Annotated in this window: 33 protein-coding genes; 32 read left to right on the top strand and 1 reads right to left on the bottom strand. The window is 70.6% G+C overall.

All coding sequences use genetic code 11. From position 1 onward, the window contains the following. The first annotated feature begins 17 nt into the window (after positions 1–17). The 10 genes from AMK22_RS05280 to AMK22_RS05240 all read left to right on the top strand — a co-directional run bounded on the left by AMK22_RS05280 (position 18) and on the right by AMK22_RS05240 (position 5,441). Entirely contained in the window at positions 18–506 is a 489-nt protein-coding gene (locus AMK22_RS05280; protein ID WP_073782074.1) for an HNH endonuclease signature motif containing protein, read from the top strand. Positions 507–509: 3 nt separating this feature from the next. Next, positions 510–992 (top strand): single-stranded DNA-binding protein, encoded by a 483-nt coding sequence (locus AMK22_RS05275; protein ID WP_073782073.1) that lies wholly within the window; start codon positions 510–512, stop codon positions 990–992. 76 nt (positions 993–1,068) lie between these two features. Next, positions 1,069–1,875 (top strand): hypothetical protein, encoded by an 807-nt coding sequence (locus tag AMK22_RS05270; protein WP_073782072.1) that lies wholly within the window; start codon positions 1,069–1,071, stop codon positions 1,873–1,875. Next, positions 1,872–2,021 (top strand): hypothetical protein, encoded by a 150-nt coding sequence (locus AMK22_RS39405; protein ID WP_158072024.1) that lies wholly within the window; start codon positions 1,872–1,874, stop codon positions 2,019–2,021. Before AMK22_RS05270 ends, AMK22_RS39405 begins: the two co-directional genes overlap by 4 nt. 55 nt (positions 2,022–2,076) lie before the next feature. Further along, on the top strand, positions 2,077–2,298 hold the full coding sequence (locus AMK22_RS05265; protein ID WP_073782071.1) for a hypothetical protein: 222 nt from the start codon (positions 2,077–2,079) through the stop codon (positions 2,296–2,298). After that, positions 2,298–2,753 carry a hypothetical protein gene (locus AMK22_RS05260; protein WP_073782070.1) on the top strand — a complete coding sequence of 152 codons (456 nt, stop codon included), beginning with the start codon at positions 2,298–2,300 and terminating at the stop codon, positions 2,751–2,753. Before AMK22_RS05265 ends, AMK22_RS05260 begins: the two co-directional genes overlap by 1 nt. A gap of 56 nt (positions 2,754–2,809) precedes the next feature. After that, complete coding sequence (locus AMK22_RS05255) at positions 2,810–3,634, top strand: hypothetical protein (protein WP_073782069.1); 825 nt, start codon at positions 2,810–2,812, stop codon at positions 3,632–3,634. Between the two features lie 345 nt (positions 3,635–3,979). Beyond that, entirely contained in the window at positions 3,980–4,480 is a 501-nt protein-coding gene (locus AMK22_RS05250; protein WP_073782068.1) for a hypothetical protein, read from the top strand. Between the two features lie 53 nt (positions 4,481–4,533). Further along, positions 4,534–5,004 (top strand): hypothetical protein, encoded by a 471-nt coding sequence (locus AMK22_RS05245; RefSeq protein ID WP_073782067.1) that lies wholly within the window; start codon positions 4,534–4,536, stop codon positions 5,002–5,004. Positions 5,005–5,081: 77 nt separating this feature from the next. Then, positions 5,082–5,441: a hypothetical protein gene (locus tag AMK22_RS05240; protein WP_073782066.1), complete on the top strand. Its 360-nt coding sequence runs from the start codon at positions 5,082–5,084 to the stop codon at positions 5,439–5,441. Positions 5,442–5,783: 342 nt separating this feature from the next. Here AMK22_RS05240 and AMK22_RS39080 read toward each other — a convergent pair whose 3' ends face one another. Beyond that, positions 5,784–6,146, bottom strand: a complete 363-nt coding sequence (locus AMK22_RS39080; RefSeq protein WP_143203520.1) for a hypothetical protein — start codon at positions 6,144–6,146, stop codon at positions 5,784–5,786. 406 nt (positions 6,147–6,552) lie between these two features. On the opposite strand from AMK22_RS39080, the gene AMK22_RS05235 reads away from it, so the two are divergent. The 22 genes from AMK22_RS05235 (at position 6,553) to AMK22_RS05130 (ending at position 25,688) form a co-directional block, all read left to right on the top strand. Beyond that, positions 6,553–6,948, top strand: a complete 396-nt coding sequence (locus AMK22_RS05235; protein ID WP_073782065.1) for a DUF732 domain-containing protein — start codon at positions 6,553–6,555, stop codon at positions 6,946–6,948. A gap of 137 nt (positions 6,949–7,085) precedes the next feature. Continuing rightward, positions 7,086–7,643 carry a helix-turn-helix domain-containing protein gene (locus AMK22_RS05230; RefSeq protein WP_073782064.1) on the top strand — a complete coding sequence of 186 codons (558 nt, stop codon included), beginning with the start codon at positions 7,086–7,088 and terminating at the stop codon, positions 7,641–7,643. Further along, positions 7,633–8,886, top strand: a complete 1,254-nt coding sequence (locus AMK22_RS05225) for a PBSX family phage terminase large subunit (RefSeq protein ID WP_073782063.1) — start codon at positions 7,633–7,635, stop codon at positions 8,884–8,886. The genes AMK22_RS05230 and AMK22_RS05225 overlap by 11 nt, the downstream gene beginning before the upstream one ends. Further along, on the top strand, positions 8,883–10,385 hold the full coding sequence (locus tag AMK22_RS05220) for a phage portal protein (RefSeq protein ID WP_073782062.1): 1,503 nt from the start codon (positions 8,883–8,885) through the stop codon (positions 10,383–10,385). The genes AMK22_RS05225 and AMK22_RS05220 overlap by 4 nt, the downstream gene beginning before the upstream one ends. 12 nt (positions 10,386–10,397) lie before the next feature. Then, positions 10,398–12,203, top strand: a complete 1,806-nt coding sequence (locus AMK22_RS05215) for a phage minor capsid protein (RefSeq protein ID WP_079185932.1) — start codon at positions 10,398–10,400, stop codon at positions 12,201–12,203. Positions 12,204–12,207: 4 nt separating this feature from the next. Continuing rightward, positions 12,208–12,372, top strand: coding sequence for an Rmf/CrpP fold protein (locus AMK22_RS41985; RefSeq protein ID WP_338014134.1), 165 nt, complete (start codon positions 12,208–12,210; stop codon positions 12,370–12,372). Between the two features lie 102 nt (positions 12,373–12,474). Beyond that, positions 12,475–13,236, top strand: coding sequence for a hypothetical protein (locus AMK22_RS05210; RefSeq protein WP_073782061.1), 762 nt, complete (start codon positions 12,475–12,477; stop codon positions 13,234–13,236). Between the two features lie 18 nt (positions 13,237–13,254). After that, positions 13,255–14,265: a major capsid protein gene (locus AMK22_RS05205; protein WP_073782060.1), complete on the top strand. Its 1,011-nt coding sequence runs from the start codon at positions 13,255–13,257 to the stop codon at positions 14,263–14,265. Continuing rightward, positions 14,265–14,717: a hypothetical protein gene (locus AMK22_RS05200; RefSeq protein WP_107430477.1), complete on the top strand. Its 453-nt coding sequence runs from the start codon at positions 14,265–14,267 to the stop codon at positions 14,715–14,717. The genes AMK22_RS05205 and AMK22_RS05200 overlap by 1 nt, the downstream gene beginning before the upstream one ends. Then, the gene (locus tag AMK22_RS05195; protein WP_073782059.1) at positions 14,717–14,896 is read left to right on the top strand and encodes a hypothetical protein; all 180 of its coding nucleotides are present in this window, start codon (positions 14,717–14,719) and stop codon (positions 14,894–14,896) included. Before AMK22_RS05200 ends, AMK22_RS05195 begins: the two co-directional genes overlap by 1 nt. 5 nt (positions 14,897–14,901) lie before the next feature. Next, positions 14,902–15,288: a hypothetical protein gene (locus AMK22_RS05190; protein WP_073782058.1), complete on the top strand. Its 387-nt coding sequence runs from the start codon at positions 14,902–14,904 to the stop codon at positions 15,286–15,288. Beyond that, complete coding sequence (locus AMK22_RS05185; protein WP_073782057.1) at positions 15,285–15,602, top strand: hypothetical protein; 318 nt, start codon at positions 15,285–15,287, stop codon at positions 15,600–15,602. Before AMK22_RS05190 ends, AMK22_RS05185 begins: the two co-directional genes overlap by 4 nt. Continuing rightward, positions 15,599–15,949, top strand: coding sequence for a minor capsid protein (locus AMK22_RS05180; RefSeq protein ID WP_073782056.1), 351 nt, complete (start codon positions 15,599–15,601; stop codon positions 15,947–15,949). The genes AMK22_RS05185 and AMK22_RS05180 overlap by 4 nt, the downstream gene beginning before the upstream one ends. Then, positions 15,946–16,380: a minor capsid protein gene (locus AMK22_RS05175; RefSeq protein ID WP_073782055.1), complete on the top strand. Its 435-nt coding sequence runs from the start codon at positions 15,946–15,948 to the stop codon at positions 16,378–16,380. Before AMK22_RS05180 ends, AMK22_RS05175 begins: the two co-directional genes overlap by 4 nt. Positions 16,381–16,391: 11 nt before the next feature. Then, complete coding sequence (locus AMK22_RS05170; protein WP_073782054.1) at positions 16,392–16,892, top strand: phage tail tube protein; 501 nt, start codon at positions 16,392–16,394, stop codon at positions 16,890–16,892. After that, positions 16,892–17,395 carry a DUF7426 family protein gene (locus AMK22_RS05165; RefSeq protein ID WP_073782053.1) on the top strand — a complete coding sequence of 168 codons (504 nt, stop codon included), beginning with the start codon at positions 16,892–16,894 and terminating at the stop codon, positions 17,393–17,395. The genes AMK22_RS05170 and AMK22_RS05165 overlap by 1 nt, the downstream gene beginning before the upstream one ends. A gap of 202 nt (positions 17,396–17,597) precedes the next feature. Then, complete coding sequence (locus AMK22_RS05155; protein WP_242433846.1) at positions 17,598–20,942, top strand: phage tail tape measure protein; 3,345 nt, start codon at positions 17,598–17,600, stop codon at positions 20,940–20,942. 12 nt (positions 20,943–20,954) lie between these two features. Further along, positions 20,955–23,702 carry a hypothetical protein gene (locus AMK22_RS05150; RefSeq protein ID WP_073782050.1) on the top strand — a complete coding sequence of 916 codons (2,748 nt, stop codon included), beginning with the start codon at positions 20,955–20,957 and terminating at the stop codon, positions 23,700–23,702. An 11-nt stretch (positions 23,703–23,713) separates the two neighbouring features. Beyond that, positions 23,714–24,046: an H-type lectin domain-containing protein gene (locus AMK22_RS05145; protein WP_073782049.1), complete on the top strand. Its 333-nt coding sequence runs from the start codon at positions 23,714–23,716 to the stop codon at positions 24,044–24,046. Between the two features lie 63 nt (positions 24,047–24,109). Beyond that, positions 24,110–25,078, top strand: a complete 969-nt coding sequence (locus AMK22_RS05140; protein ID WP_073782048.1) for a peptidoglycan recognition protein family protein — start codon at positions 24,110–24,112, stop codon at positions 25,076–25,078. 5 nt (positions 25,079–25,083) lie between these two features. After that, entirely contained in the window at positions 25,084–25,344 is a 261-nt protein-coding gene (locus AMK22_RS05135) for a hypothetical protein (RefSeq protein WP_073782047.1), read from the top strand. After that, entirely contained in the window at positions 25,341–25,688 is a 348-nt protein-coding gene (locus tag AMK22_RS05130) for a hypothetical protein (RefSeq protein WP_242433845.1), read from the top strand. Before AMK22_RS05135 ends, AMK22_RS05130 begins: the two co-directional genes overlap by 4 nt. The last annotated feature ends 414 nt before the right edge of the window (positions 25,689–26,102 follow it).

Genomic DNA, 26,102 nt, shown 5'->3' with positions numbered 1-26,102 from the left:
GGATCAGGAAGGACCCCATGGCCCGCCCCCGTCCCACCGCCCCATGGCGCTACTGGTCGAAAGTCGCCCTCGACGGCCCGCTCTCCCTCCGCCGCCAGGCCCCCGGCCGCTGCTGGATCTGGACCGCAGGCACCAACAACCGCGGATACGGCGGATTCCGCGACGGCGCCACCGTCGTTGGTGCGCACCGCTGGTCGTACGAGCAGCTGGTCGGGCCCGTCCCGGCCGGCCTCGAACTGGACCACCTCTGCCGCCGCCGGAACTGCGTGAACCCCGGCCACATGGAGCCCGTCACGCACCGCACCAACACGCTTCGGTCCGACGGCCCCACCGCCCGCGCCGCACGCGCCACGCACTGCCCCCGCGGCCACGCCTACGACACCGCGAACACGTACATCACCCCGGCCGGATGGCGCCGCTGCCGCGCATGCCGCCGACGCCCCACCACCCAAGCCACCGTCACCCAGCTCCACCCCACCCACACCACCGAAAGGCAGGCCGCGTAACCCATGGCAGGCGAAACCGTCATCACCGTCGTCGGCAACCTCGTCGACGACCCCGAACTTCGCTTCACCCCGTCCGGCGCAGCGGTCGCCAAATTCCGCATCGCATCCACCCCGCGCACCTTCGACCGGCAGACCAACGAGTGGAAGGACGGCGACGCCCTGTTCCTCACCTGCTCCGTCTGGCGCCAAGCCGCCGAGAACGCCACCGAATCCCTCACCCGCGGCATGCGCGTCATCGCCCAAGGCCGACTCAAGCAGCGCTCCTACGAGGACCGCGAAGGCGTCAAGCGCACCGTCTACGAGCTGGACGTCGACGAGGTCGGCCCGTCGCTGAAGAACGCCACCGCCGCCGTGACCAAGACCAACGGCAACCAGGGCCCGGCGCAGCGTCAGCAGCAGCCCAGCAACGGCGGATACGGCGCCCAGCAGCCCGCCCACGACCCCTGGGCCCAGCAGCAGGGCTACAGCGACGAACCCCCGTTCTGACGACCGGCCGACGTCCGGACGCGGCCCCAACCGCGCGCGCGAGCACCCCGCGCACCACAACCCGAGAGGACCCCTCGTGAACGACACCCCGCCCGCCAAGCACCAGCCGACCGCCGCCCCGGGGTTGACCGCTGCTGAGGCCGCCGAGAACGCCGCCCGCAACGCCGCAACGCTGCCCACCGCGGCTCAGGCCGCCGACAGCATGCACCGCGCACTCGGCCGCCCGGCCGGTCTCGACGCGCTGCTCGGCCACGTCGCCGCCAACCTCCCCGACGAGGACGCCGACCAGGACGCCGCCCGCGCCGCAGCGATCCAGGCCGTGAAGGACCACCCGAGCACCACGTTCATGGCCCCGTACGAGTCGCTTGCCGACGCCGTGCTGACGGCCGCTTCCCCGCTGCTCCGGTCCGCCGCGCTGCTCGCCGGGGCCGACGCCATCGAGGCCCTGCCCCAGGACTACGAATGCGACCCGGGCCGCGGCGACGCCGTCAAGCTGCTGCGCCGCCTCGGCGACCACTACGTGACCAACGAGCAGCTGGCCGGGTTGTCCTGGGAGGCGCGCGCCGAACACGCCGTGCCCGAGCTGGAGCAGCCCGTTGACGGCACCGAGCGCCCCGAGGACACCGCCCGCCGGTACGCCCGCCGCCTTAACGCCGTTGAGCAGCTGTGCAACGGCCGCCCCGGCTACCACACCATCACCGTCAAGCAGCTGCTCACCGCCGTGAGCGACGCCGACGACGGCCCCGACCCCGTGTCGGACGACACCCTCACCACCCGTATTGAGACCGCCCTCGACCAGTACCGCGACGAAGCGGGCGACCTCGACGACCACGCCGACGTAGCCGACAACCTGATCGTCGTCATCAAGCAGGCCGGCCGATGAACTCCGCCTCGCCCCGCCGGTACGGCCGCACCAACGCCACCCGCGCCGAGGCCGACCGCCTCGCCGCCGACGGCCACCACGTCCACCTCGTCAGCAGCGGCGAAACCCGCTGCCACACCGGGCACTGCCACACCCCGCAGCACTGACCACCCCGGGGCGCCGCCACCCGCGCGGCGCCCCCACCACCCCGGAGCACACCCCATGGCACGCAACATCGGAGCCGACCGCAACGGCGACGTCTACCGCGCCGTCATCCAGTTCACCAACCGCAACGGGCAGCAGTGGACCGAGCACGAAGGCCCGTACGCCAAGCCCGCCGCCGCCCGCGCCCGCGTCACGTTCTGGACCAACCGCATGGCATGCAGTGGCGGGAGCGCCACTGGTCACATCGAGAAGGCCACGACGACGTGGGAGCGTGTCTGATGGCCCGCCGCACCATGGCCTACCGGCGCCGCCGCGCCGCCGAGCGCGAGCAGCGCCGCGAGGTGCTGGCCCACCTCCTCTCACGGTCCGACCGCGGCGTACTCACCGACACCGAACGCCCCCTCCTTCGCGCTCACGTCGAGGCCGAGCTACGAGAGTCCGACGATCTGCGGCGCACCATCAACGGGCAGCAACGCCGCATCGAGCGCTTCATCGCCCAGCTGGCCGCCGCACACGACGCGATCCGCGAGGCCGAGCAGGACGCCGCCGACGCGCGCGAGCAGCTGCGCGCGTACCGGACCGCCGAGGCGCAGCGCCAGGACCGTGCCACCCGCATCCGTGCATTCCTCGCTGAGCAGACCACCCACCTCAACACCCCGGAGCCGCAGCCGATCGAGTGCCGCAACCGGTTCCACATCCACCAGGTCACCCGCCCCGGCCCCGAATGCCAGTGATCGCCCGGCCGCCCCGCCCGCCACGGGGCGGCCCGCACCACCAGGAGCAGCACCCCATGCACACCCCGACCGCCATACGCCCCGACGCCGCCGACTACCTCACCCGCTGCCAGGCCGCCGCCGACCTCACCGCCGTGCGCGAGCAGTGGGGCGATCTGCTCGCCGCCATCGCCCGCCCGCCAGCCACCGAGTGGCCGCCGCGCGAGTGCCGCGGGTTCCTCGACCAGCCCGCCGCCGACGACCCCGACCAGGCCGAGCCGGGCGTCGGCCGCCCGCCGCTCATCCTCCGCGAGCACCCTGCCCCCGTGAACCTCACCGCCCTCGACGCCGCCCTCGATGTCGAGCGTGAACTATTCGCCCTCGCCGATCAGGTCGCCGAGCAGGTGCAGCGCCCCGTACGCCGGACGCGCGTCGCGCTGCGCTCGATACCCCCGCGCACCGTCATACGTGAGGACGTCGCCGACCGGCAGAACCCAGCCCGGTGGCAGTACCAAGCCGCCACCTCGCCCGGTAGCCGCGCGTACGGACTGCATTGGGCCGCCGTGTGGCTGGAAGGGCGGGCTCTCGGCGAGGAGTACGGCGACCTGTTCACGCCGATACCGCCGCTGCTGCTCGACCACGTCGCGGCGACGGCCGCCCGCGCGCGCAGTACGGTCGAGCGGGCCCTCGGCAGGGACGGGCGGAGGACAACGCTCGACGATCCATGCCCGTGGTGCGGCGGGCAACTGGTCGGCTTTACGGGGCCCGGCGGCGAACCCGAAGTGACCTGCTCGACCGGTGGCGAATGCACAGCGCCTACCCCGCTCGATGAGCGCCACCGCAGGAAGTGGAAGGGCGCCGACCTAATCGGGCTGTGGAGCGCGCTGGAGGCCACGCGCTGAATCGCGGCGGGTGGGAAGGGGGGTACACCCATCCGCCGCGGTATCGCTACACAGCGATCGTCAAAGATCACCGCGAAACAGTTCCACGATGACTGCCCATAGAGCGCGAACGCTCAATGCGACAGCCACGCGCGCAGCCATCTCACGCAAGAACTTTGACCTCTTGGTCGACGACTGGTCGGCCATATCTCCTCCTCCCTGATTTGGGGGGCCGCGCCGTCGGTTGAACGGCGCGGCCCCTCCCCCCAAGCAGAGGTGAAGACCGATCCAACTTAGCGAGTAGTGAGCAGGGTTGGTAACCATGCCACTCCCGTTAACTTGGTTCAGAACTTGGTACAGTCGTGTGTGCCGGACGTCACCCGGCACCACACCGACCACGGGAGCACCCCCATGCAGGTCACCATCCCCGGCGCACTCGCCGACCACCTCGCCGCCGCCGACCTCACCAACGGCCCCGCTGCCGCAGACCCAGCCGCACCCGACATCCGCGCCGCCCTCGACGCCGGACACCGCGGACGCGGCCGAACCCTCGTGATCACGCCTGTGTCGACCGCCGCACTCCGATACATCAGCGCGTTCGCCGAGGCGACCCTGATCAACCGAGCCCTTCACACCACGGCCGAGACCCGCGCCGCCCGTACATGGCTCGACCGCGCCGGCCGCACAACTACAACACTCGCCGCCGACCTCGCCGCCGCGGAAGAAGAGGCCCGCTACGCCACCCCGGTCACGGAGGCCGAGGCCACCGAGGGCACGTGGCGGGGCGAGTGGATCGGCGAGCACGCCACGGCCGCCGCGCCCGCGCTGTTCCCCCTCGACCGCGAACAGGGCGCCCTATTCGCATGACCAGCGCGGCCCGCCCCGCCCGGGGCAGGCCCCTACCACAGGAGACACCAGAGATGAGCGACGAGCAGCAGGACCAGGCCGAGGAGCAGCGCAGCATCCGCCGCGCCATGCGAAAGCCAGCCCGCCTCGAACCCACCCCGGCCGGGCAGCGCCTCGCCGAGCAGATGCTCACGATGCTGAACGAGTACGAGCAGGAACGCCGCGCCGAAATCATCGCGGCCGGGGGCAACCCCGACGAGGGCCGCGACCCGTTCGAGACCGTGCGCGCCATCGCCGACGAGTGGGCCGCCACCGCTGACGACGCCGACGCCCGCACAGCCCTGCTCGACCACCTCGCCGACCGTCTCGACACCAGCGAGGTGCGCGCGCTACGCCTCGCCGCCGAGGCCGCCGCAGCCATCACCCCCCGGCTCATCTACCAGGACGCGGACCACGGCGTCACCGCCGCCCAGACCGCCGAAGATCTCGGCGTGACCGAGTCCTACGTCTATCGGATCCGGCGCACGCGCCCCAGCGACCAGTAGCCACACACAGATGCGGCCCGCACACGGTGACGTCACCACCGGGCGGGCCGACTACTCAGACGGGAGCAACCCCCACCATGAGCACCGCCAAGCCTACCCAGAAGACCACCCCGCCGAAGCCTGGATCACGCCCCAGCATCCGCGTAGACGCCACCCTGTCCGACGACCTCGCCGTCATCATGGCCACCGGCGCCGACTTCGCCGGAGCCGTCCGCGCCGCCGTCGGACAGCTTGCCGACATCTACCGCACCGCATGGGCACACGGCACCGCCCCCGAGGGCGAAACGCCCCTCCTGATCGCCTACCAACTTGCCCCGCGTCCGACCGGCGCACCCGCCGTGACCAGGCCGTATGACGCCAAGTCCGACCGGCCCGCCATCCCCCGCGTCGGCCGCCGCATCCCCGGCCCCTACCCCGTCCGACAGCCCACGCCGTAGCCCCAACCCGACCGACACCGCGCCCCACCGTGTCAGACAGGGCGCTATGTCGGACCCCGCCCGTACCGCAGAAGCCGTCCCACCCAAGCTCCTGACTCGACGCCGCTACGGACCGAGACCCCGCCCACTGATTTGGAGGGCGGGACCTCACCTGGACCAAGCGCTACACAAGCCTTGCCGGTTCGCGTACCGTGACCAATCCGACGGCGGGCATAAGAGGGCAAGCTGTCGGCGAGCTGCGACGCCGCCGAGCCCTCGCCCGCCGTCGCCTTCACCCTCGCGTTCTCCTCCAACGCCGGGCGCACGCTTCACCAATGGCGGCGAAGCTGTACCCGCCTTCATCTACCACCAGGCGCTGCACCCAGTCCCAAGACTGCTGCACGCACGCATCCAGAACTCCTTCAGGCGGGGGTAGGAACCACTGGATCCAATGGCCTGCGACACGGCCTTATCCTTAGAGAGCTCCACGTAGGTGTAGGACGTCATGACGCCGATCGACCAGGTTCCCTTGTAGTAGCCGTTATCGGTCGCGGTCCAGGTCTTGCATACCTCTGCGGTTCCGCCGCTCTTGTCAGTGAGTTTGGTACAGCCTCTGCCACTGTCGGCTTGAGCTGCCGGCGCGGTGAGCAATAGCGCGCTGAGGCTCAAAACGGTCGCCGCTCCGAGCGCACCGAAGGCTCTCTTTATGGGCACGTCAAACTCCATTCACTGTGAGGTTGCACGAGCAGTTGAGTGGCCTAACGCTGCCCCACCATGGTCGACCGACCTTGAAGAAACCTTCGGGAAACCTTGAATCCGCCCTCGGAACTGGCGGGAATCACGGATACGGCCTGTCCGATGACAGGCCGCGCATCACGGGGATGCACCGGTGCAGATCGACATGCCGTCGCCCACCACTCAAGCCAAACCGCCCAGGCCAGCCACCCATCGCCCGCACCGGGACCTTGCCGCGCTTGCACCCACGCACCAGATCAGCCAGAAAGGGCGGCACACCCGGCATGCCCGGACAAACACGGACCCGCCCCACCACAGCGGGTCTTCGCGCTTCCCGCACAACCCTTCACGGAACTCACTTGTCTCACTGGCACAGACCCAAGTACGGAGAGTGCACATGAGACGCCCCGCCGCCCTGCTCGCCACCACCGCTGCCGCGCTGCTCGCGCTCACCGCATGCTCGACCGGCGAGGCGGACGTGAATAAGCCCGCGCCAGTGCCGACGAAGACCGTCGACCACGCTGCGGCCGAGAAGGCCGCGGGCATCCCGCCCGAGCCGACCGGCGACGCCCGCGACGCGTACCTAGACGCCATCGCGGCAGTGGACCCGCAACTCGTGGTGGACGAGCAAAAGGCCATCGATGCCGGGCGGAACCAGTGCGCCTCGCTGAAGGGCAGCAAGAAGCCGGGCTGGGCTGCGGCTCAGCGGTTCGGGAACGATTCCCGGCCGCTCACGGACGAGCAGGGCAAGGCGTTGAACGCTGCGCTGCGCAAGACCCTCTGCCCGGAGTGACGTTGCCCGCCGTGACCATTCCGTGATCTAATCGGGGCGTCTCCGGCGTGCCCGGAAACAACCCACCACTCCGCGCCCCGTCACCCTCTCGCCGTGACGGGGCGCTTCCGCATGCCCAGGCGCCGAGGGGGTGAGCCATGGCCGCCCGCCCCATCGACGACAAGGACCGCCGCAAGGTGCGCGAGCTGCACGCCGCAGGCAAGTCCCGCAACGAGATCGCCCGCGCACTGAAGCGCTCCCCCTCGACCGTGTCGAAGATCGCCACCGCCCAGGGGCTCACCTTCGACCGCGCCGCCGAGGTCGCCACCGCCACCGCCGTGCGCAAGGCCGACCTTGACGCCCGCCGTACCGAGATGGCCGCCACCCTGCACGACGTCGCCGAGCGCGAAATCGGCCGCATGACCCAACCACAGCTCTATTTCGAGTGGGGCGGGTCCATGCACACGTACGCCGAGCGAATGCAGCCCGAGCCGACGCCGGCCGACCGCCGAACCATGATGGCGACCGCCGGGGCCGCCCTCGACCGCTCCCTGAAGCTGGTTCCTCCAAAGACCGACCCGGGCGAGCAAGGGCGCAGCGTGATCGGCGACCTGATGGCCGGTCTGGCCCGCGACTACGCCGAGCGTCACGGCGGGCCGCCGCCCGATTTCGTGCCCGAGGACCAGGCCGCCGAGGACGACGCCGATGCGGAGTAACCTCGCGCTCTCCCCGAAGCAGATCGACAGCATCATGGAGGCGCGCGCCTTTCAGAACATCTGGGAGGGCTCGGTTCGCTCCGGGAAGACGATCGCTTCCCTGCTGTGCTGGCTCGGCTTCGTGGCCGACCGGCCCGAGGGCGGCGAGTTGGTCATGGTCGGCAGGACCCGCGATTCCCTCGCGAGGAACGTGTTCGGTCCCTTGACCGATCCGACGATCTTCGGGCCGCTCGCCCGCGACATCACCTACACCAATGGCGCCCCCACCGCGAACGTGCTCGGCAGGACCGTGCACACGTTGGGCGCCAACGACGCCCAGGCCGAACCGAAGGTCAGAGGCTTGACATGCGCGGGCGCGTACGTCGACGAGCTGACCACCCTGCCCAAGAGCTTCTACGACCAGCTCAACGCCCGATGCTCGGTCGAGGGCAGCAAGATCTACGCCACGACCAACCCGGACAACCCGAACCACTGGGCGCGCAAGGAATATCTCCTCAGGCCGCGCGAGACGCGGCTCAGGTCGTGGCACTTCGTCATGGACGACAATCCGGGGCTGTCCGACGCGTACAAGGCGCGCGCCAAGGCGTCGTACCGGGGTCTGTTCTACAAGAGAAACGTCCAGGGCCTGTGGGTCATGGCCGAGGGTGCCATCTACGAGGCGTACGACGAAGCACAGCACGTCGTCGACGAGCTTCCGGAGATGCGCCGGTACTGGATCGGCATGGACTACGGCACGGTCAACGCCACGTCCGTGATCCTGCTCGGCCTCGGCGTCGATGACCGGCTCTACGCGTGCGCCGAGTGGCGGCACGACTCCCGCCAGGCGCAACGGCAGATGACCGATGCGCAGTACTCCGCCGCCATCCGCGAATGGGTCGCCGAGCAGGGCGTCCGGCCGGAGTGGACGTTCATTGACCCGGCCGCCGCATCGCTCATCACCCAGCTGTGGAGCGACGGATACCCGGGGATCGCCCGCGCCGACAACGCAGTCTCCGACGGCATCCGATCCGTGGCGTCCGCCCTTGCCGCAGACCGACTCCGCATCCACCGCTCATGCACCGGCCTGCTCGACGAACTACCCGGATACGTGTGGGACGAGAAGGCCGCCGAGAAGGGCGAGGACAAGCCCGTCAAGCTCAACGACCACTCCGTAGACGCCTTGCGCTATGCCGTGCACTCCACGGCGCACGAGTGGCGCCACCTACTCACCCTGCCTACCACCGAGGAGGCGACCGCAGCATGAGCATGCCCGCACAGGGGACACCGTGGCCGCCGCCGCAGATGGCCGAGGTGTACCGCGAGATGGCCTATGACGCCATGTGGTACGAGGGCGACCCCGACCGCCTCGCGCGCGTCGCCGACCGGCGGGAGCACACGCCGCGCCGCGCCGACCAGGACAGCCGCAGCGGACGCCGCACGCGGTGGGGGCGGCAGCCTGCCGACTACCCGCGGAAGCGGGAGCGCCGGTTGCATGTGCCGCTCCCGGGTGACATCGCCACCGTGGCCTCCGATTTGCTGTTCGCGGAGATGCCGGCCATCACCACCCCGGACGACGCCACGACCGCCTACCTCGCCGACCTGATCGATACGGCGGGCCTGCACCCGCTGCTGCTCGGTGCTGCCGAGCAGGCGTCGGCCATGTCCGGGATCTTCCTGCGGCTGACGTGGGACCGGGATGTCGTGCCGGACCGGCCGATCCCGACGACCGTGCAGCCGGACAACGCGATCCCCGAATACGCGTTCGGGATCTTGCGGGCCGTGACGTTCTGGCGGGAGCTGGAGGGCGGCGACACGCAGACCGTCTACCGGCATCTGGAGCGCCACGAGCCGGGCCGCATCGAGCATGCGTTGTACGAGGGCACCCCCGACAACCTCGGCCGGGCCGTGCCGCTCACCGAGCACACCGACACGGCTGCCCTGGTCGCCTCGCTCGGCGAGGACGGAGTGTCGGTCGAGACCGGCATTCCGATGCTCACCGCCGTCTACGTGCCGAACATGACGCCCAACCGGCTGCACCGGTCGAGCCCGTACGGCCGCAGCGACTACGCGGCCCCGATCTACGACCAGTTCGCCGCACTCGACGACACATGGTCGTCGTGGATGCGGGACATCCGGTTGGCCCGAGCCCGCCTGGTGGTGCCCGACGGGTACCTCACCAACCTGGGCCCCGGCGCGGGCGCGGCGTTCGACGACGACCGCGAGGTATACAGCGGCCTGAACGTGCCGCCCAACGAGGGGCAGGGGATCACCTTGTCCCAGTTCGACATCAGGGTCCAGGAGCACCAGCGCACCGCCGAGGCACTGACCCGCAAGGCCATCGAATCCGCCGGATACTCCGCGCAGAGCTTCGGACTTGAGGGCGGAGGCGAGGCGATCACTGCGACCGAGGTCGACTCACGCGACGCCCGATCCACGGTGACGACGAAGAAGAAGGCCGGCCACTGGCGCAGCGGCCTGGCTGACTTCCTGCTCGCGTATCAGCTGCTCGCGGTCGCTCAGTTCGGGGCCCGGATCAGCCCGGAGCGGCCGACGGTCGAGTTTCGGCTCGACGCTGCCGAGTCCGAGCAGTCCAAGGCGGCCACGCTGGAGCTGCTGTCGCGGGCCGGGGCCGTCAGCACCAGGACGAAGGTCAAGTACCGGTCACCGGACCTGGACGACACAGCGGTAGACGCCGAGGTCGCCGCGATCCTCGCCGAGACCGGCGCCGCCGCCATCGACCCCGGCGAGACCTACCCCATGTAGGAGGTGACCCGCGTGCCGATCCACCCCGGCATGATCGAGAATCTGGCGGCCGGTACGCGGGACCTCTACGCGGACGCCGAGGCGCGCCTCCTCCGCATCATCGCCCGGCAGCTCGCGGACGGGTACGACTCCCCGCAGTGGGCCGAGCGGAAGCTGTCCGCGATCAGCGCGCTGCGCCGTGCTTCACAGGCTGTCGTCGACCAGCTCGACCAGGCCGTGAGCCTTGAGGTGTTCGAGGTGACGGCCGAGGCGTACAACGTCGGTCACCGCGCGGGGGTCGCCGAGCTGGGCGCGCTGTCGAACGACGCACGCCGGGTCGACGACATCACCCCGCAGGCGCAGGCCGTCGACCGGCTCGCCGAGCAGACCGTCGACCGCGTCACCGCGACGCACCGCAGCATCCTGCGTACGACCGTTGACCGCTTCCGGGCGGTCGTGGCGCAGGTGGCCGCGCTGCCCCTCCTCGGCACCAGCACCCGCCGCGAGGCCACGCAGGCCGCCATGCAGAAGTTGGCGGACGAGGGCATCACGTCCTTTGTCGACCGGTCCGGTCGCCGCTGGTCGCTCCCCGCGTACGCGGAGATGGCGGTAAGGACCGGCGTGGCCCGTGCCGCGACCGAGGCGCACACACGGACGCTGGAGACTGCCGGGGTTGAGCTGGTCATCGTCAGCAACGCCCCGCGCGAGTGCCCGAAGTGCCGCCCGTGGGAGTCCAAGGTGCTCACGATCAGTGGCCCGGACGGGGCCCGCACGGTCGAGGTTGAGCACGCCACCGACGACGACCGCATGGTCTCAGTGCGGGTCGCTGGGTCCCTCGACGAGGCGCGCCGGGCGGGTCTGCAACACCCGAACTGTCGGCACTCCGTGGCCGCTTACACGCCGGGCATCACGCGCCCGCCCGAGCACGGCGGAAGCGACCCCGAGGGGTACGAGGCCGGGCAACGGCAACGGGCCATCGAGCGGCACATCAGACGTTGGAAGAACCGCGCCGCCGCCGCAACGACGCCCGAGGCGCAGCGGGCCGCGAACGCCAAGGTGAGGCAGTGGCAGGGCGCCATGCGCGACCACCTTGCTGCGCACCCCGACCTGCGTCGTCTCCGCGCCCGCGAGCAGCCCGGAGCGTCGAACCTGCCGACGCCGAGCACGGCGCCGCCCGCACCGTACGTGCAGGCCGCGCGCGTCCGGTCAGGCGACACCGGCACCATGCGCGAGATGAGCGACGAGGAGATGGGCGCAGCGATGCGTGCTACGTCGCTCGACGACCGCGACCGGGCCCGGATCGCTGCCGAGCTGGACCGCCGGTATCCGCCCGATCCTCCGCCGGCCCCGGCCGCGACCGGGAATGCGGTCGAGGATCTGCTCGCCGACCGGGCAGCCCTCGACGTGGCCACGGACCCGATGCCCGTCCCAGAGGAGTGGGGAGCGCTCGCCAACGACGCCAAGTTTGCCGAGGAGTTGGCCGCCGCCGTACGCGCCGCCGAGAAGAAGACCGGCGCCGAGCCGGTCGAGCGTGTGACCCGCGCTACGGCGCGCGAGATGTACGCCGAGTACGTCTATCGGCAGTACCTCGACGCCGAGGACGCGTGCCGCGGACACCTACTCAACAAGAAGGCGCAGGCCGACGGCATCGACCCCATGTCGCTGTTCAGCGGCCCCGCCCACATCGCGCACGCCCGCGCGTCCGACGAGCTGCGCGAGTGGTGGCGTGTGAACGGCCGCCTGACGCAGGCTGAGTTCATCGAGAAGGCCACCGGGCAGCCGTCGGCCGCCGCAGCCAAGGCCCGCAAGAACGAGTCGGACCACCAGAACAAGAGGTGACGCAGTGGGAACGCGCGAGGACATCACACGGGCCGTAAACGAAGGAACCGAGGCCGGGCGCCGCGGCGACCCGCCGACCGCATGCCCGTACCCGCGCACGTCCCTGCTCCGGTCGGCATGGATCCGCGGCTACGCCCGCGCCCGCCCGATCACCACCCGCGCCGAGTAGGCGCAGCAGACCAGCACCACCCCGGGGCCCGCCAGGAGCGGGCCCCTTTCGCATGCCCACGGCCCGCCAGGCGCGGGCCCAACCCGCACCAGGAGTGCACTGATGAAGATCCGCGCTTTCCGTCACCCGCTCGCCACCCATGCCGCCGGTACCGTGCTTGGCTACCGCCGCGACGGCCGCCCGATCTACGCCATCGCCGGGGGCGACGGCACCGGAGAGGGCGGGACCGGAGGCGACGGCGGGCAGGGCAACACCGGAGACGGCACCGAAACGCAGGGCGGCACCGGAGGCCAGGGCGACGGCGGGCAGGACCCGGCGAAGGCGCAGGCCGGTACCAGCGGCGAGGACCCGGCGGCGATGATCGCCCGACTCACGGCCGAGCTGTCCGCGGCCCGCGCCGAGGCGGGGAAGACCCGCGTGACCGCCAAGCAGCAGGCCGCCGATGCCGCCCGCGCCAGCCTGGCGCAGGACATCGGTAAGGCGCTCGGCCTGATCAAGGACGACGCCGCCGCCCCGGATCCGGCGCAGCTCACGCAGCAGCTTGCCGCCGAGCAGGCCAAGGCGCGCGCGAACGCAATCGAGTTGGCCGCGTACAAGGCCGCGCAGACCGAGGGAGCCAACGCCACCCGGCTGCTCAACAGCCGTGCGTTCGCCGAGCGACTGGCCGACCTCGACCCCGCCGCCGACGACTTCACCACGAAGCTCAAGGCCGCCATCAAGGCCGAGGTCGACACCGACCCGGGCCTGTACCGCACCGGCCCGACCGGACCGGCCAAGGGGGGCGCCGACTTCGGCGGCAGCGGCCCCGCCGAGAAGAAGCCCGCCACCCTTCACGACGCCATCGCCGCCCGCCTGGGCGGATAACCCACAGGAGTAGCACCCATGCCCGTGACCCTCGCTGAGGCGAAGAACAACGTTCAGGACGACATCGACGTGATGGTGATCGACGAGTTCCGCAAGGAATCCGCGATCCTCGACTCGCTGACCTGGGACGACGTGGTCAACCCGGCTGGAGGCGGGGCGACCCTCACCTACGGCTACCGGCGACTGGTCACCCAGCCGACCGCAGCGTTCCGTCCGCTCAACTCCGAGTACGCGCCGAGCAACGTGGAGACGCAGCGGTACACCGTCGATCTCACCGTCCTCGGCGGAAGCTTCCAGATCGACCGTGTGATTGCGAAGCTGGGCCCCACCGCGTCCGGCGCCGTCACCCTGAACATGACGCAGAAGATCAAGGCCGCGCGGACCATGTTCCAGGACGCCGTCATCAACGGCGACACGGCCGTGACCGCTGACGGATTCGACGGGCTCGACAAGGCACTCACCGGCTCGGACACCGAATTCCGCGCCGACACCGTGACGGACTGGTCCGACTTCGACGGCACCCCCGGAGGCCGCGCCGAACACAAGGCACTCGACGCCATCGACGAGTGGCTGTCGCTGCTCGACGGCACCCCGACCGTCATCCTCGGCAACAAGTCCACCCTTGCCCGAGTCCGTGCCGCCGCCCGGCGCGCGGGCATGTACGCACAGACCCCGGTCGACGGGCTCATGGGGCCGGGCGGCCGGCCGATCGTCCGCGAGACCTACGGCAACATCATCTTCGCCGACCCGGGCGACAAGGCGGGCAGCAACGACCCGATCATCCCGATCGAGGACCGCACCGTCGGCGGCACCGCGGCAACAGGTCTCACCGACCTGTACGCCTACCGTGCCGCCCTCGACGGCTTCCACGGCGTCTCCACCGTCGGCGGACAGCTGGTCTCGACGTGGCTTCCGGACTTCACGTCGTCGGGTGCCGTCAAGACGGGTGAGGTCGAGATGGGCCCGGTCGCGGTCGCGCTCAAGTCGACGAAGGCGGCGAGTGTCTTCCGCAACATCAAGGTCCGCTGATGATCGACACCCCGGGCGGCGAGCACCGCGACGCGCTCGCCGCCCCCGCCGTCACCGTCGACACCAACGGCACACGCCGCCCGCTCAGCGAGGTACTGGCCGAACTGGCGGGCGGTGAAGCGCAGCCGGTCACGTGGGAGCAGATCACCGGCAAGCCCACCACCTACCCGCCCGCCACACACACGCACACGGCCGCGCAGGTGTCGGACGCCTCGGCGGTCGGCCGCTCCGTACTCACCGCCGCGGACGCTGCCGCCGCCCGGACCGCGATCGGCGCGGGCACGTCATCGCTCGCGGTCGGCACCACCGCGGCGACCGCCGCCGCGGGCAATCACGTCCACACCGCAACACAGGTCACCGCTACGGCGATCGGGCCCGGCACCGCTACCACGGTGCAAGGAATCCTTGCCGAACTGGCCTCGCGGATCACCGCACTGGAAGGGGCACCCTGATGGCCATCCTGCACACCCCCGTTGAGGGCTTCACCGGCCCCGGGCCGGGCGGCACCGCCTTCGTGAACGGGCGGGCCGAGACAGATGACCCGGCCGTCATCGCGTACGCCCGACGGCACGGCTACGAGGTCGAGGAGACCAAGCCGCGCCGGAAGACCACCGAGACACCGAAGGAGTAGGCGACGTGGGCCGCGTCTACGCCACTCCGGAGCAGCTGTCGGCGTGGACCGGCCAGCCCGCGCCGCCCGATGCCGAGCGGCTGCTCGCCCGCGCATCCGAGGACGTCGAGGATGCACTCACGGCCGCGATCTACGACACCGACGACGCGGGCATGCCGACCGATCCGGTCGTCGTCCAGGCCCTCGCCGACGCCACGTGCGCGCAGGTCGAGTATGTGGCCGCGCAGGGCGGGGACGACACCGGGGCGGCCGGCCAGTGGGACAGCGTCAGCATCGGCCCGGTGTCCATGTCCGGTCGTCGCGGGGGCCCGGTCGGGTCCGCGGTCGACATCGGGCCGCGCGCACTGCGCACCCTGGCACGGGCTGGACTACTGCCGGGGGTGATCTGGTGAGGGCCCCCTCGTGGCTGATGCCGCACCGCATCACCATCCAGCGGTACCGCGGGGACGGGCCGGTCGGGCCGGTCTACTGGCCACCGGGCCCGCCCACGGCCGCTCTGGTCTCTGAGACCGTCCGGACGGTGCGGGACCGGACCGGGGCCGAGGTCACCTCGACCGCACAGGTCATCGCCGCCCCGGATCTCGACTGCCCGCCGCAGTCCCGTATCACCCTGCCGTCTGGCCGGATCACGACCGCGCTGCACGTTTCCGCGCACACCGCGCCGGGCCTCCCGGTACCGCAGTCGACGGAGGTGTTTTGCGAGTGACGCAGCGCGCACGCCTCACATGGAACGGAGCAGCCGTCGCCGCCGCCGCGCGCGCGGGCGCCGTACAGGGACTCCATCTCAGCTCCGAACACGTCCTCCAGGCGTCCCGGGCCCGGGTGCCGATCGAGGAGGGCACCTTGGAGCGGTCCGGCACGGCGACGGTGGACGAGCAGCAGCTCACGGCCGCCGTCGCGTACGACACCCCTTACGCGGTACGGCAGCACGAGGAAATGGACTACCAGCACGACGCCGGGCGCACGGCCAAGTACTTGGAACGACCGATGAACGAGGAGGCCGCGGCGGTCGCCCGGATCGTCGCGGCGCAGCTTCGGCGGGCGCTGCGATGAGCTACACCACCGACCTTGTCGAGGGCCTGGCCGAACTCCTCAACGCACAGGGGCTCGGTACGTACGGGCCGCCGGATGAGCCGTACCCGACGAAGGGCACGGCGGTCGTGATCGGCTTCATGCCCGCGGCGCCGGACGCGGTGATCTGCCTGACCCCGTACCCGGTCGAGGACACAGGCGGCACCGATGCGATCACCGCTGTACAGGTGCGGATGCGGGCCGGGCGGGACCCGCGCGAGGTCTACGCCCTGGCCGATGCCGTGTGCGATCTCCTGCACGGCCGCGAGAACACCTGTCTCCGGGGTGTGCCGGTCGCGCTGATGTGGCGCCAGTCCGAGGCACAGATCGGCCTCGATGCCAACGGGCGGATGGAGATGTCCGCCAACTACTACGCCCGGACGACCCGGGCCACCCCCAACGCCTACGAGTAGGAGACCCCCTGATGAGTACCCCTGTCGATCCGGCAGTGACCGCGCTCGCCCGCAGGTGGCGCGTGGAGCTCGACACCGGCACCGCCGGAACGCCGAGCTGGGACCTCTGCCCCGGCATCACCTCCCTGACCCCGGCCGCCGAGCCCAACATCGAGGACAGCAGCGATTACGACTCCGACGGCTGGGCCGGGAACACCAAGACCGGCCAGTCGTGGGAACTGTCCATGACGATCAACCGGAAGATCAACGACACGGCGAAGACCTACAACGCCGTGCACGAGGCGCTGCGCCTCGCCGCGTACTCGTACGGATCGGCGTCCCGCGTGCACGTCCGGTACTACGACCGCAACGGCCTGCCGGAGGCGTACGAGGGGTACGCCATCGTGACGTGGGCCCCGTCCGGCGGCGAGTACACCGCCCTGGACCAGGTCGAGGTCACGCTCACCGGGGACGGCCCGCTCCTCCCGATTCCCAACCCGAAGGCCGAAGAGGCGACCGAGGACGGTTCCTGATGGGGTTCGGGGCGCTCGACGCCTTCCTCGACGACTACCTCGAACTCCCCGTGACCGGCCGGGACGGTGTGGAGCGCGTCTACCGGATCGAGGACCCGCCGGCCGAGGACGGCATCCGGATCGAGCGGATCACGACCTTGGCCGCGCGCCTGGTCGCGGGCGGCTCCGGGGTCGACACGCAGCAGCTCGACGACGAGCAGGAGCTCGACCTCTACCGGATATGTCTCGGCGACGCGTACGACCAGCTGCGCGCCGATCTGTCGTGGGGCCGCTTCAAGCACGTCGCCTTGACCGCGATGATGTGGATCACCGCCGACCGTGAGACCGCCGAGAGCTACTGGCAGACGGGCACCGGCCCGGGAAAAGCGAATCGGGCGGCGAGGCGGTCGGCGTCGCGCGCCTCCTCGGCAAAGGGTGCGGCGAGTACGACCCGGAAACCGGCCTCTACGAGTGGTACGAGGGCGGCCTCGCCGCGCAGCCGCAAGGCGCAGCCCCAGCCCTGACGTGGGATGCACTGCTTGAGCAATGGGCGCTGATCGAAGCCGACTTGCACCAGGTGTACGGCATCGACGCCGACTCCGGAGTCCTCCGCGACCGGTCGTGGCGGTGGCTCCGCGCTCGTATCACCGGCCTGTTGAGCACTGAATGCCGCGTCTACCGGCACTTCGCACCACCGCCCGACGGCGGGCAGAAGGGGGGCCGGTGATGGCGCTGACCATCGGTGAACTCACCGGGTACATCACGATCGACGACCGTGCGGTCCGGCCCGCACTGACCCGGGCTGAGGGCGAGATGCGGACGGCCGGTCGCCGGATCACGACCGCGGCCGGGCGGGCTGGTACGGCGGCCGGGCAGGCTCTCGGCGACGCCACCGCCGATGGCGCGGCTGATGGGCTCGGCGAAGTCGAGACCGCGGCCCGGTCAGCTGGCCGTCAGGCGGGGGATGCGCTCGCCACCGGGGTACAGGCCGGGCTCGGCGAGGTCGAGACCGCGGCCCGCACGTCCGGACGTCGAGCCGGTGAGGATCTGGCCGACGGGGTGCGGTACGGCGTGAGGGGTATGGACGGCGATGCCCGTGCGGCCGGGCGCCGCGCGGGCGCTGCTGTGGGTGACGGGCTGGCTGACGGTGGGGAGACCGGGGCCGGCCGTCTCCGCCAGGTCGCCGAGAACGCGTTCGGCAAGGTCAAGCTGGCCGCGGCGGCGGCCGGGATCGCGGCTGGCGCGGTTCTGATGCAGGGGATCGGCACGGCGCTCGAACAGGGCAAGATCACCGGGCGGCTTCAAGCGCAGCTCGGCGCGACTCCGGCCGTGGCGCAGCGGTACGGCCGGATCGCCGGGCGGATGTACGCGGACGCGGTCACGGAGGATTTCCAGGGCGCTGCGGACGCGATCAGTGCGACGATGCGCGCGGGACTGCTGCCGACCGGCGCGACGAATGCTCAGATTCGCGAGATATCGACGAATGTCACGGATCTCGCGAGTACGTTTGAGCTGGATTTGGGGCAGACCGCGAATGCGGTCGGTCAGGTCATGAAGACCGGCCTTGCCAAGAACGCGAAAATCGCTCTTGATGTAATCACTAAGGGCCTTCAGGAAATGGGCCCGAGGGCCGACGATATCGCGGACACTTTCAATGAGTATTCTGTGATCTTTCAGCGTCTCGGCCTGAACGTGAAGACCGCGACGGGCCTTATGTCTCAGGGCCTGAAAGCGGGCGCGCGTGATACTGACGTGGTCGCGGACGCGTTGAAGGAATTCACTATCGAGGCGGTTTCCGGATCTGACAAGATCGTCGGCGGATTCCGGGCTGTCGGCCTGGATGCCAACAAGATGGTGAAAATGATTTCAGAGGGTGGACCGCAGGCCACTAAGGCCCTTCAAATGACCCTCGACGCACTGCGCGAGATGGAAGACCCCGTGCAGCGTGACGCTGCTGCTGTCGAGCTTTTCGGGACCAAGAGCGAGGACATGCAAAAGGCATTGCTGGCCCTGGACCCGAAAAGCGCGGTTGACGCTCTCGGGGAAGTCGGCGGCGCGGCCAATGAAATGGGTGATTCGCTGCGCGACAACGCGGCGACCCGCGTAGAGGCATTCAAGCGCGGTTTGCAGCAGAACATCGTCGATTTCCTAGGCACCAAGGTCATTCCGGCACTGACCGGCCTGAAAGCCTACGTGACCAAGCACCTCAAGAACCTGTGGGAGGAGGCCGGGAAGGGCACGGACTCAAAGGTCGATCAGGCCGCAAAATTCGTGGAACTGCTGACTCAGCGGATCGGCGAAAAGCTGATGGAGCTTGGCCCGAAAATGATCGACTGGCTTCAGCAGGCCGGGCAGAAGGCCGCCGCGTACATTGCGGAGAACCCCGACAAGGTTTTTAAAGTCTCGGCCATCGCCGCAGCGATCACAGCAGGAGTCATCACCCTTCCGGGGCTGATCTCCGGGGCACTCGTGACATCGGCGGCCATCATCACCACGAATTTCACGAAAGAACTCATTGCCAAGACCAACGAAAAGTTGACCGAGTGGTGGCTGTCTTTCGGTACATGGATTTCACAAAAGGCAGCAGCAGCGGGCGGGGTGATGTCCTCGCTCGGGTCGGCGATAGGAGGATGGTTCTCCGGTCTGTGGACCAATTACGTATCCGGTCCGGTGTCTCGCACGTGGACCAGCTTCATTACCACAGTGCAGGGGCTGCCAAGCCGGGCCGCCGCCGCGCTATCGGGGCTGGGTTCCCGCCTGGCGACGTCGGCCCGCGAGGGATGGTCGCGGTTCCAGGCTGCTGCGGCTGCTCGTGTGGCCGACGCGGTGGCGTGGGTGCGCGGCATCCCGAGCCGGATCTCCGCGGCGGTCGGGAACCTCGGGTCGCTGCTGTACGGCAAGGGTCAGGATGTCGTGCGTGGCCTGTGGCAGGGAATTCAGGGCATGGGCGGATGGCTCAAGGGTCAGGTCATGAGCTTTGCCCGGTCCGCGATACCGGGGCCGATCGCGAAAGCCTTGGGCATTCACTCGCCGTCGAAGGTGACGGCTGCTCAGGGTAATTGGATCGCGAAGGGCTTGGCCGTCGGCCTCACCGGGTCGGCCAAGCAGGTCAAGGCCGCCGCCGACAAGGTGGCTGGCATCGTACGTAGCAGCCTGGCGCCCGGCAAGAAGCGGGCTCAGCTGCTCGGGAAGGCCAGCAGCGGCAGTAAGCAGCTGGTGAAGCTGGCCAATCAGGAAGCGAAGGTCGCTTCTCAGCTCAAGGCGGCTCAGAAGAAGGTCGCCGACACGGTCGCCGCCCGGGACAAGCTCGTCGCGGACGTGCGTAAGGGCGTGCTCGACGCTGGGTCGATCACGTCGATGGACGGGCCCGCTACGGCGGACACGATCATCAACACCCTGGCGGCACGGGTCGACCAGGCGCAGCGATTCGCGCAGCAGCTTGCGCAGCTGCGGAAGAAGGGCGTGCGCAGCGACCTGATCGCGCAGATCGCATCGGCCGGGGTCGATCAGGGCGCGGCGTCGGCCGCGGTCCTCGCGAACGCGTCGACGCAGCAGATCCGGCAGATCAACAGCCAGCAAGCGGCGCTCGTCAAGGCCGCGGACGCTGCCGGGAAGACCGCCGGGGACGCCATGTACGGCAGCGGCATTCAGGCCGCGCAGGGGCTCGTGAAGGGCCTCCAGTCTCAACAGAAGGCGATCGAAAAGCAGATGCTGACGATCGCGAAGGGGATGCAGAAGGCCATCAAACAGGCGTTGGGCATCCATTCGCCGTCGCGGGTGATGGCTGGGATCGGCCAGTACATCCCGCAGGGTCTCGTGCAGGGCATCGATGGCGGGCGCGGCGCGGTCGACGCGTCGATGTCCGCGCTCGTGGACCCGTCCGCCGTGCCGATCCCGTCGGGGTCGATGGCGGCGCCCGGGGCCGGGGCCGGTGGTTCGGCCGGCCCGACGGTGATTGAGATCCGGTCGTCCGGGGCGCGGCGCGATGACGCACTGCTTGAGGAGCTGCGGCACGCAATCCGCGTGCGGGGCGGCGACGTTCAGCTCGTACTCGCGGGCAAGAAGAAGTAAGGAGGTGGCCCCGTGGCGTTCCCAGAATCGCCGCTTGGTCTGCGGGCCGAACTGCTGCTCGGCGGCACGTGGACGGACATCACGAAGGACGTGTACACCAGGGAGCCGATCAGCATCACGCACGGCACGGCGAGCGAGGGGGCGCAGCCCGATCCTGCGTCCTGCTCGCTCCTCCTCAACAACGAGGGCGGCCGGTACAGCCCGCGTAACCCGCTCAGCCCGTTCTACGGGCTGCTGGGACGCAACACCCCGGTCCGGATCACGGTGCCGGGGCCCGAGTCGTACCTCGAACTGGACGGCACGCCGGGCGCGTACGCCCGCACCCCGGCCGCCGCTCCGCTCGACATCACGGGGGACCTCGACATCCGGGTCGAGGCCACCACGGATTGGCTGGCGCCCGGTGACCGGCAGCTCATCGGCAAGTGGGTCTCGGCCGCGGGACAGCGCTCCTACCGGATGGCAATCACTGACCAGGTGCTCTACCTGTGGTGGTCGGTGACTGGGTCCGATAGCTACTACATCAGGGGGGCTCTGCCCGCTCTCCCGCCGCGCGCCGCTGTACGCGGGACCATCGCGTACAGCGGCGGCACCCTCACCGCATCCCTGTACTGGGCCGCCACGATCGAGGGCCCCTGGCGTGTCATGGAGTCTGCGTCGACGACGGAGTACGGCACGGCCATCCACGCCTCACCGTCTCCGCTGGACATTGCTTCTCCGGCCGTGCTCAACTCCTCCGGCATCGCCGGGCGGGTCCACCGCGCCGAGGTGCGCAGCGGCATCGATGGCACGCTCGTGGCCGCCCCCGACTTCCGGGCCCTCGCCCCGGGCGCGGCCGGGTTCACAGACGCTGCGGGCCGCTCGTGGGCGCTGGGCCCCACCGCCCAGGTAGACGACCGCGATGGCCTGTTCGCGGGCGAGGTGTCGGAGTGGCCGCCTCGGTGGTCGCCCGGCGGGCACGACGCGTGGGTGCCGGTGCAGGCCGCGGGCATCCTGCGCCGTCTCGGCCAGGGGCGCCGCCCGCTGCAATCCACGCTGCGTCGGCGGATCCCCAGCAGCCCGGGGCTGCTGGCGTACTGGCCGATGGAGGACGGCGCGGGCGCAACACAGCTCTACTCGCCGCTGGACGGTGTCCCGCCGCTGAAGGTCGCGGGCCTGGAGCTGGCGTCGGATTCGTCGCTCGGAGGGTCGGCGCCGCTGCCGACGCTGGGGGCGGTGGCCTCCCTGACCGCGACGGTCCCCCGGACCAGCGTGCAGGGCTGGCAGGTCGAAATTGCCTACCGCCTACCGGAGATGCCCACAATTCAGACCGAGATCCTGCGCGTCACAGTGGGCGGGTCGGCGATCCGTACCGCGCACGCCTTCGCGAGCACTGCGGGGATCCGGATCGAGGCGCGGGACGCCGACGGCGGGACCTTGGCGTTTGCGACGCTGACCGTCCCCGCCGCCATCGCCGACTTTTCAGGGATCTGGAACCGGTTGGTGATCTATGTAGGGGACGCGGGGGGTGGTCAGACGTGGGTGATGTGTGCCTGGCGGAACATCTCAACCGGGGTCTGGTGGTACGTCTACACCACTGTCACGGCCACGATGGGGCAGGCCGCTGCCGTGACCGGCACGTGGGGAAGCGCCACACAGGGCATGGCCGTTGGCCACCTGAGCGTGTACACCACGCCCAGCACCGCCGACCGGCAGCCGGGCACCAACACCGCGGCCGGTGCGGACCGTGGCTACGCCCGCGAGTCGACACTCGACCGGCTCCGCAGGCTCGCCGCAGAGGAGCCCACTTTGCGGCTGGTCACGTGGACCGGTGATACGACGGTCGGGTCTGAGGCGATGGGGCCGCAAGGGCAAGACGAGCTGATGGACCTGGTCGCCGAGTGCGCCGAGTCTGACGGCGGAGTCCTATACGAGCGCATGGACCAGCTGGGGTTGGTCTACCGGGACCGGGCCACCCTCTACAACCAGGCCCCGGCCCTGGTCCTCGACTACGCGGCCGGGGCCGTGGCTCCGCCGCTGGAACCGGTCGACGACGACGCCACCGTGCGCAACGACGTGACCGTGACCAGGTCCGGCGGGTCGGCCGGCCGCGCGGTCATCGAGGACGGGCCCCTGTCCGTCCGCCCGCCCGAAGAGGGCGGAGTCGGGGTGTACGAGGAAGCGATGACGTTGTCGCTCGGCAGCGACGACCAGGCGCAGCCCATCGCCGCGTGGTGGGCGCACCTGGGCACGTGGGATGAGGCCCGGTACCCCACGGTCCGGGTGCTGCTGCATCGCCGCCCCGGCCTGATCCCGGCCGTGCTCGGACTGCGGCCGGGCGACCTCGTACGGATCGTGAATCCCCCGCACTTCACCGGTCCGGGCCCGCTTGATCTCCTGGTACGGCAGATCCAGCACCAGCCGCGCCCCCGCGCGTGGGAGGTGAATCTGTCCTGCACTCCGGCCGGTCCGTACCGGGTCGGGGTGGTGGGCGACCCCGACCTCGGGCGGGCGGACACCGACGGGTCCGGCCTGGCCGCCGCGGTGTCGGCGACGGACACGACGCTGTCAGTGGCCACCACCGTTGGACGGGTGTGGACGACCGACGGCGCGGAGTTCCCGTTCGACGTGCAGTTCGGCGGCGAAGTCGTCACCGTGCACAGCATCGCCGGAGCCACGTCCCCGCAGGTGTTCACCGTCACCCGCGCCGTCAACGGCATCCGCAAACCTCATCCGGCCGGAACGGATGTCCGGCTCGCCACCCCCACCATCGTCGCCCTGTAGGAGGCACCCCCATGGCCGTTCCGGCCACCCTGTGGCAGCCCGGCATGCGCATCACCGCCGGGCGCCTCAACGCCAAGGACTACCAAGCAGGCATCGTGAACGTCAGCTTCACGAACCTGACCAGCTACACACAGCCGGTGACCTTCCCGGTGCCCTTCCCGGTCGCCCCGATCATGAACGCGGAGATCGCAGCCGGCGCGGGGAGCACCGGCCGGTTCGAGGCCCGGCCCATCAACGTCAGCGCAACAGGGTTCACCCTTTTCATTTTGCTCACGGACACGGCGGAGGGCCCCGACACCTGGGCCAACATCCCGGTGCATTGGGTGGCCCGGATGCCGGCCTGACCCCGCCCCACCCGTTCGCCCCGCGCCGCCCGGCCGGGGCCCTTTTCATGTCTGGAGATACCCATGGCAACACCCCTGTCCGCTGCCGCCATCCTCACCGCGCTGCGCGCCGAGGGCGTCCGTGTCGTCGAGGTCGGCAACTGGCGGACACACAGCCGCAACTCGAAGGGCCCATGGGGTCCGGTCAATGGATCGATCGTGCACCACACGGTCACCAAGGGCACCGCGTCCACCGTGGCCATGTGCCGGACCGGGTACGCCTCTCTACCGGGCCCGCTCTGCCACGGAATGATCGCGAAGGACGGCCGGGTCCACATGGTCGGCTGGGGCCGCACCAACCACGCCGGGGGCGGCGACGCACGCGTCCTGGACCAGGTGGTCGCCGAGTCGTACGGCAGCCGTCCGGCCCCGCCCACGAAGGGCAACGCGAACGGGTCCGACGGCAACGCCCGCTTCTACGGCTGGGAGTGCGAGAACCTGGGCGACGGCAAGGACCCGTGGCCCGCCGCGCAGTACGACGCGATCGTGCGCGTACAGGCCGCCCTGTGCCGGGCGCACGGCTGGACCGCCAAGTCGGTGATCGGCCACCTGGAGTGGAGCGCCGACAAGATCGATCCCCGCGGCTTCTCCATGGCCCAGCTGCGCGCCGACGTGGGCGAGCGGCTGAAGCACCCGGCGAACTGGAACCCGAACGACGAGGACGAGCCCGCGCCGACGAGGCCCGCCCCGACCCCGACGAAGCCGACCGCGCCGAAGCCGAAGCCGTACGTGGCGCCCGCCTTTCCGGCCGGCCTCGCACCGGGCCGCCGCACCCCCTCGGCACGCGGGCTCCAGCGCGCGCTCAAGGCCGCCGGGTACATGGCCGCGGGCATCCCGGAGGCGGACACGTACGGGCCCGCGACACAGGCCGCGGTCGCCCGCTTCCACCAGGCGCACCCCGTCTACCGGGCCCGGGGCGTGCACTACGACCCCGCGATAGGCCCCCGCGGGTGGGCCGCCCTCCACACCATCGCCTACGGCGGGAAGAAGTGAGCCCGATGAAGCCCCACACCAAGCGCGCCGTCCGCACCGGGATACAGACCCTCGCCGCGGTCGCCGCGGTTCTGCCCGTCCTGGCCGCGGTCGTCGCCGACTCCGACGCCCTGGCCGTGGCCGCGCCGTGGCTGGTCGCCGCCGCGGCCTCGGCCGCCGCAGTGGCTGGCGTCGTAGCCCGCGTCATGGCGCACCCCGCAGTCGAGCAGTTGCTCGACCGCCTCGGCCTCGGCCTGGCCGACGACCCCGACGGGGGGGCAGAGTGAGCCCCGACCCGATCCCGTCGACCCCGGCGGACCCGGCCGTCGCGGTCGCCCTCGCGGAGCTGCGCGGCACGGTCGCCGAGGGGTTCGCCACGGTCAACGGGTCGCTGAACCTGCTTGCGCAGCGCCACGACCAGACCGACCGGCGCCTCGACGACCAGGCCGCCCGGCTCGACACGCACGACGCCCGCCTCGACACACTCGACCGGGGCGAGACCGAACGTCAGAAGCGCAACGACCAGCGTCTCACCGACCTTGAGCGCGCCCGCTGGCCGCTCCCCTCCCTCGCCGCCCTGGTCGGCGTGATCAGCCTCGCCGTAGCCCTATGGCAGGCCGCCCAGAAGTAGCCCCGCCCCCTCCCGCACGCTGCGGGAGGGGGCGTTCCGTTGCTTCCCGCCATGCTCCGGGCAGTACCGGTATTGTCGAGGTCAGCGAAAGTGCTGAATTCCCGGCCTTCGCACGCGCATCGCTGCTGGTCGGGAACTATGGTCCCCGCGCGCGCGGGGGTGTTCCCTACGGTGCGGGCGCCCAGAAGGTCGCGGACATTTGGTCCCCGCGCGCGGGGGTGTTCCCCACGCGGACGCCGAGTCTCACCGCCAGGCCGCATGGTCCCCGCGCGTGGGGGTGTTCCCACGTCGTGTTCCGAGGTCATGACCCATGGCCGATGGTCCCTGCGCCCGCGGGGTTTCGCCCCTCCCGCACTGCGGGAGGGGCGGTTTCGTGCGTCCGGGGTCAGCCGTCGCCGTGCTCGGCCAGGTGTC

Source organism: Streptomyces sp. CB01580 (assembly GCF_001905795.1).
Classification (GTDB): domain Bacteria; phylum Actinomycetota; class Actinomycetes; order Streptomycetales; family Streptomycetaceae; genus Streptomyces.
This window is presented reverse-complemented; position numbering and strand designations above follow the sequence as displayed.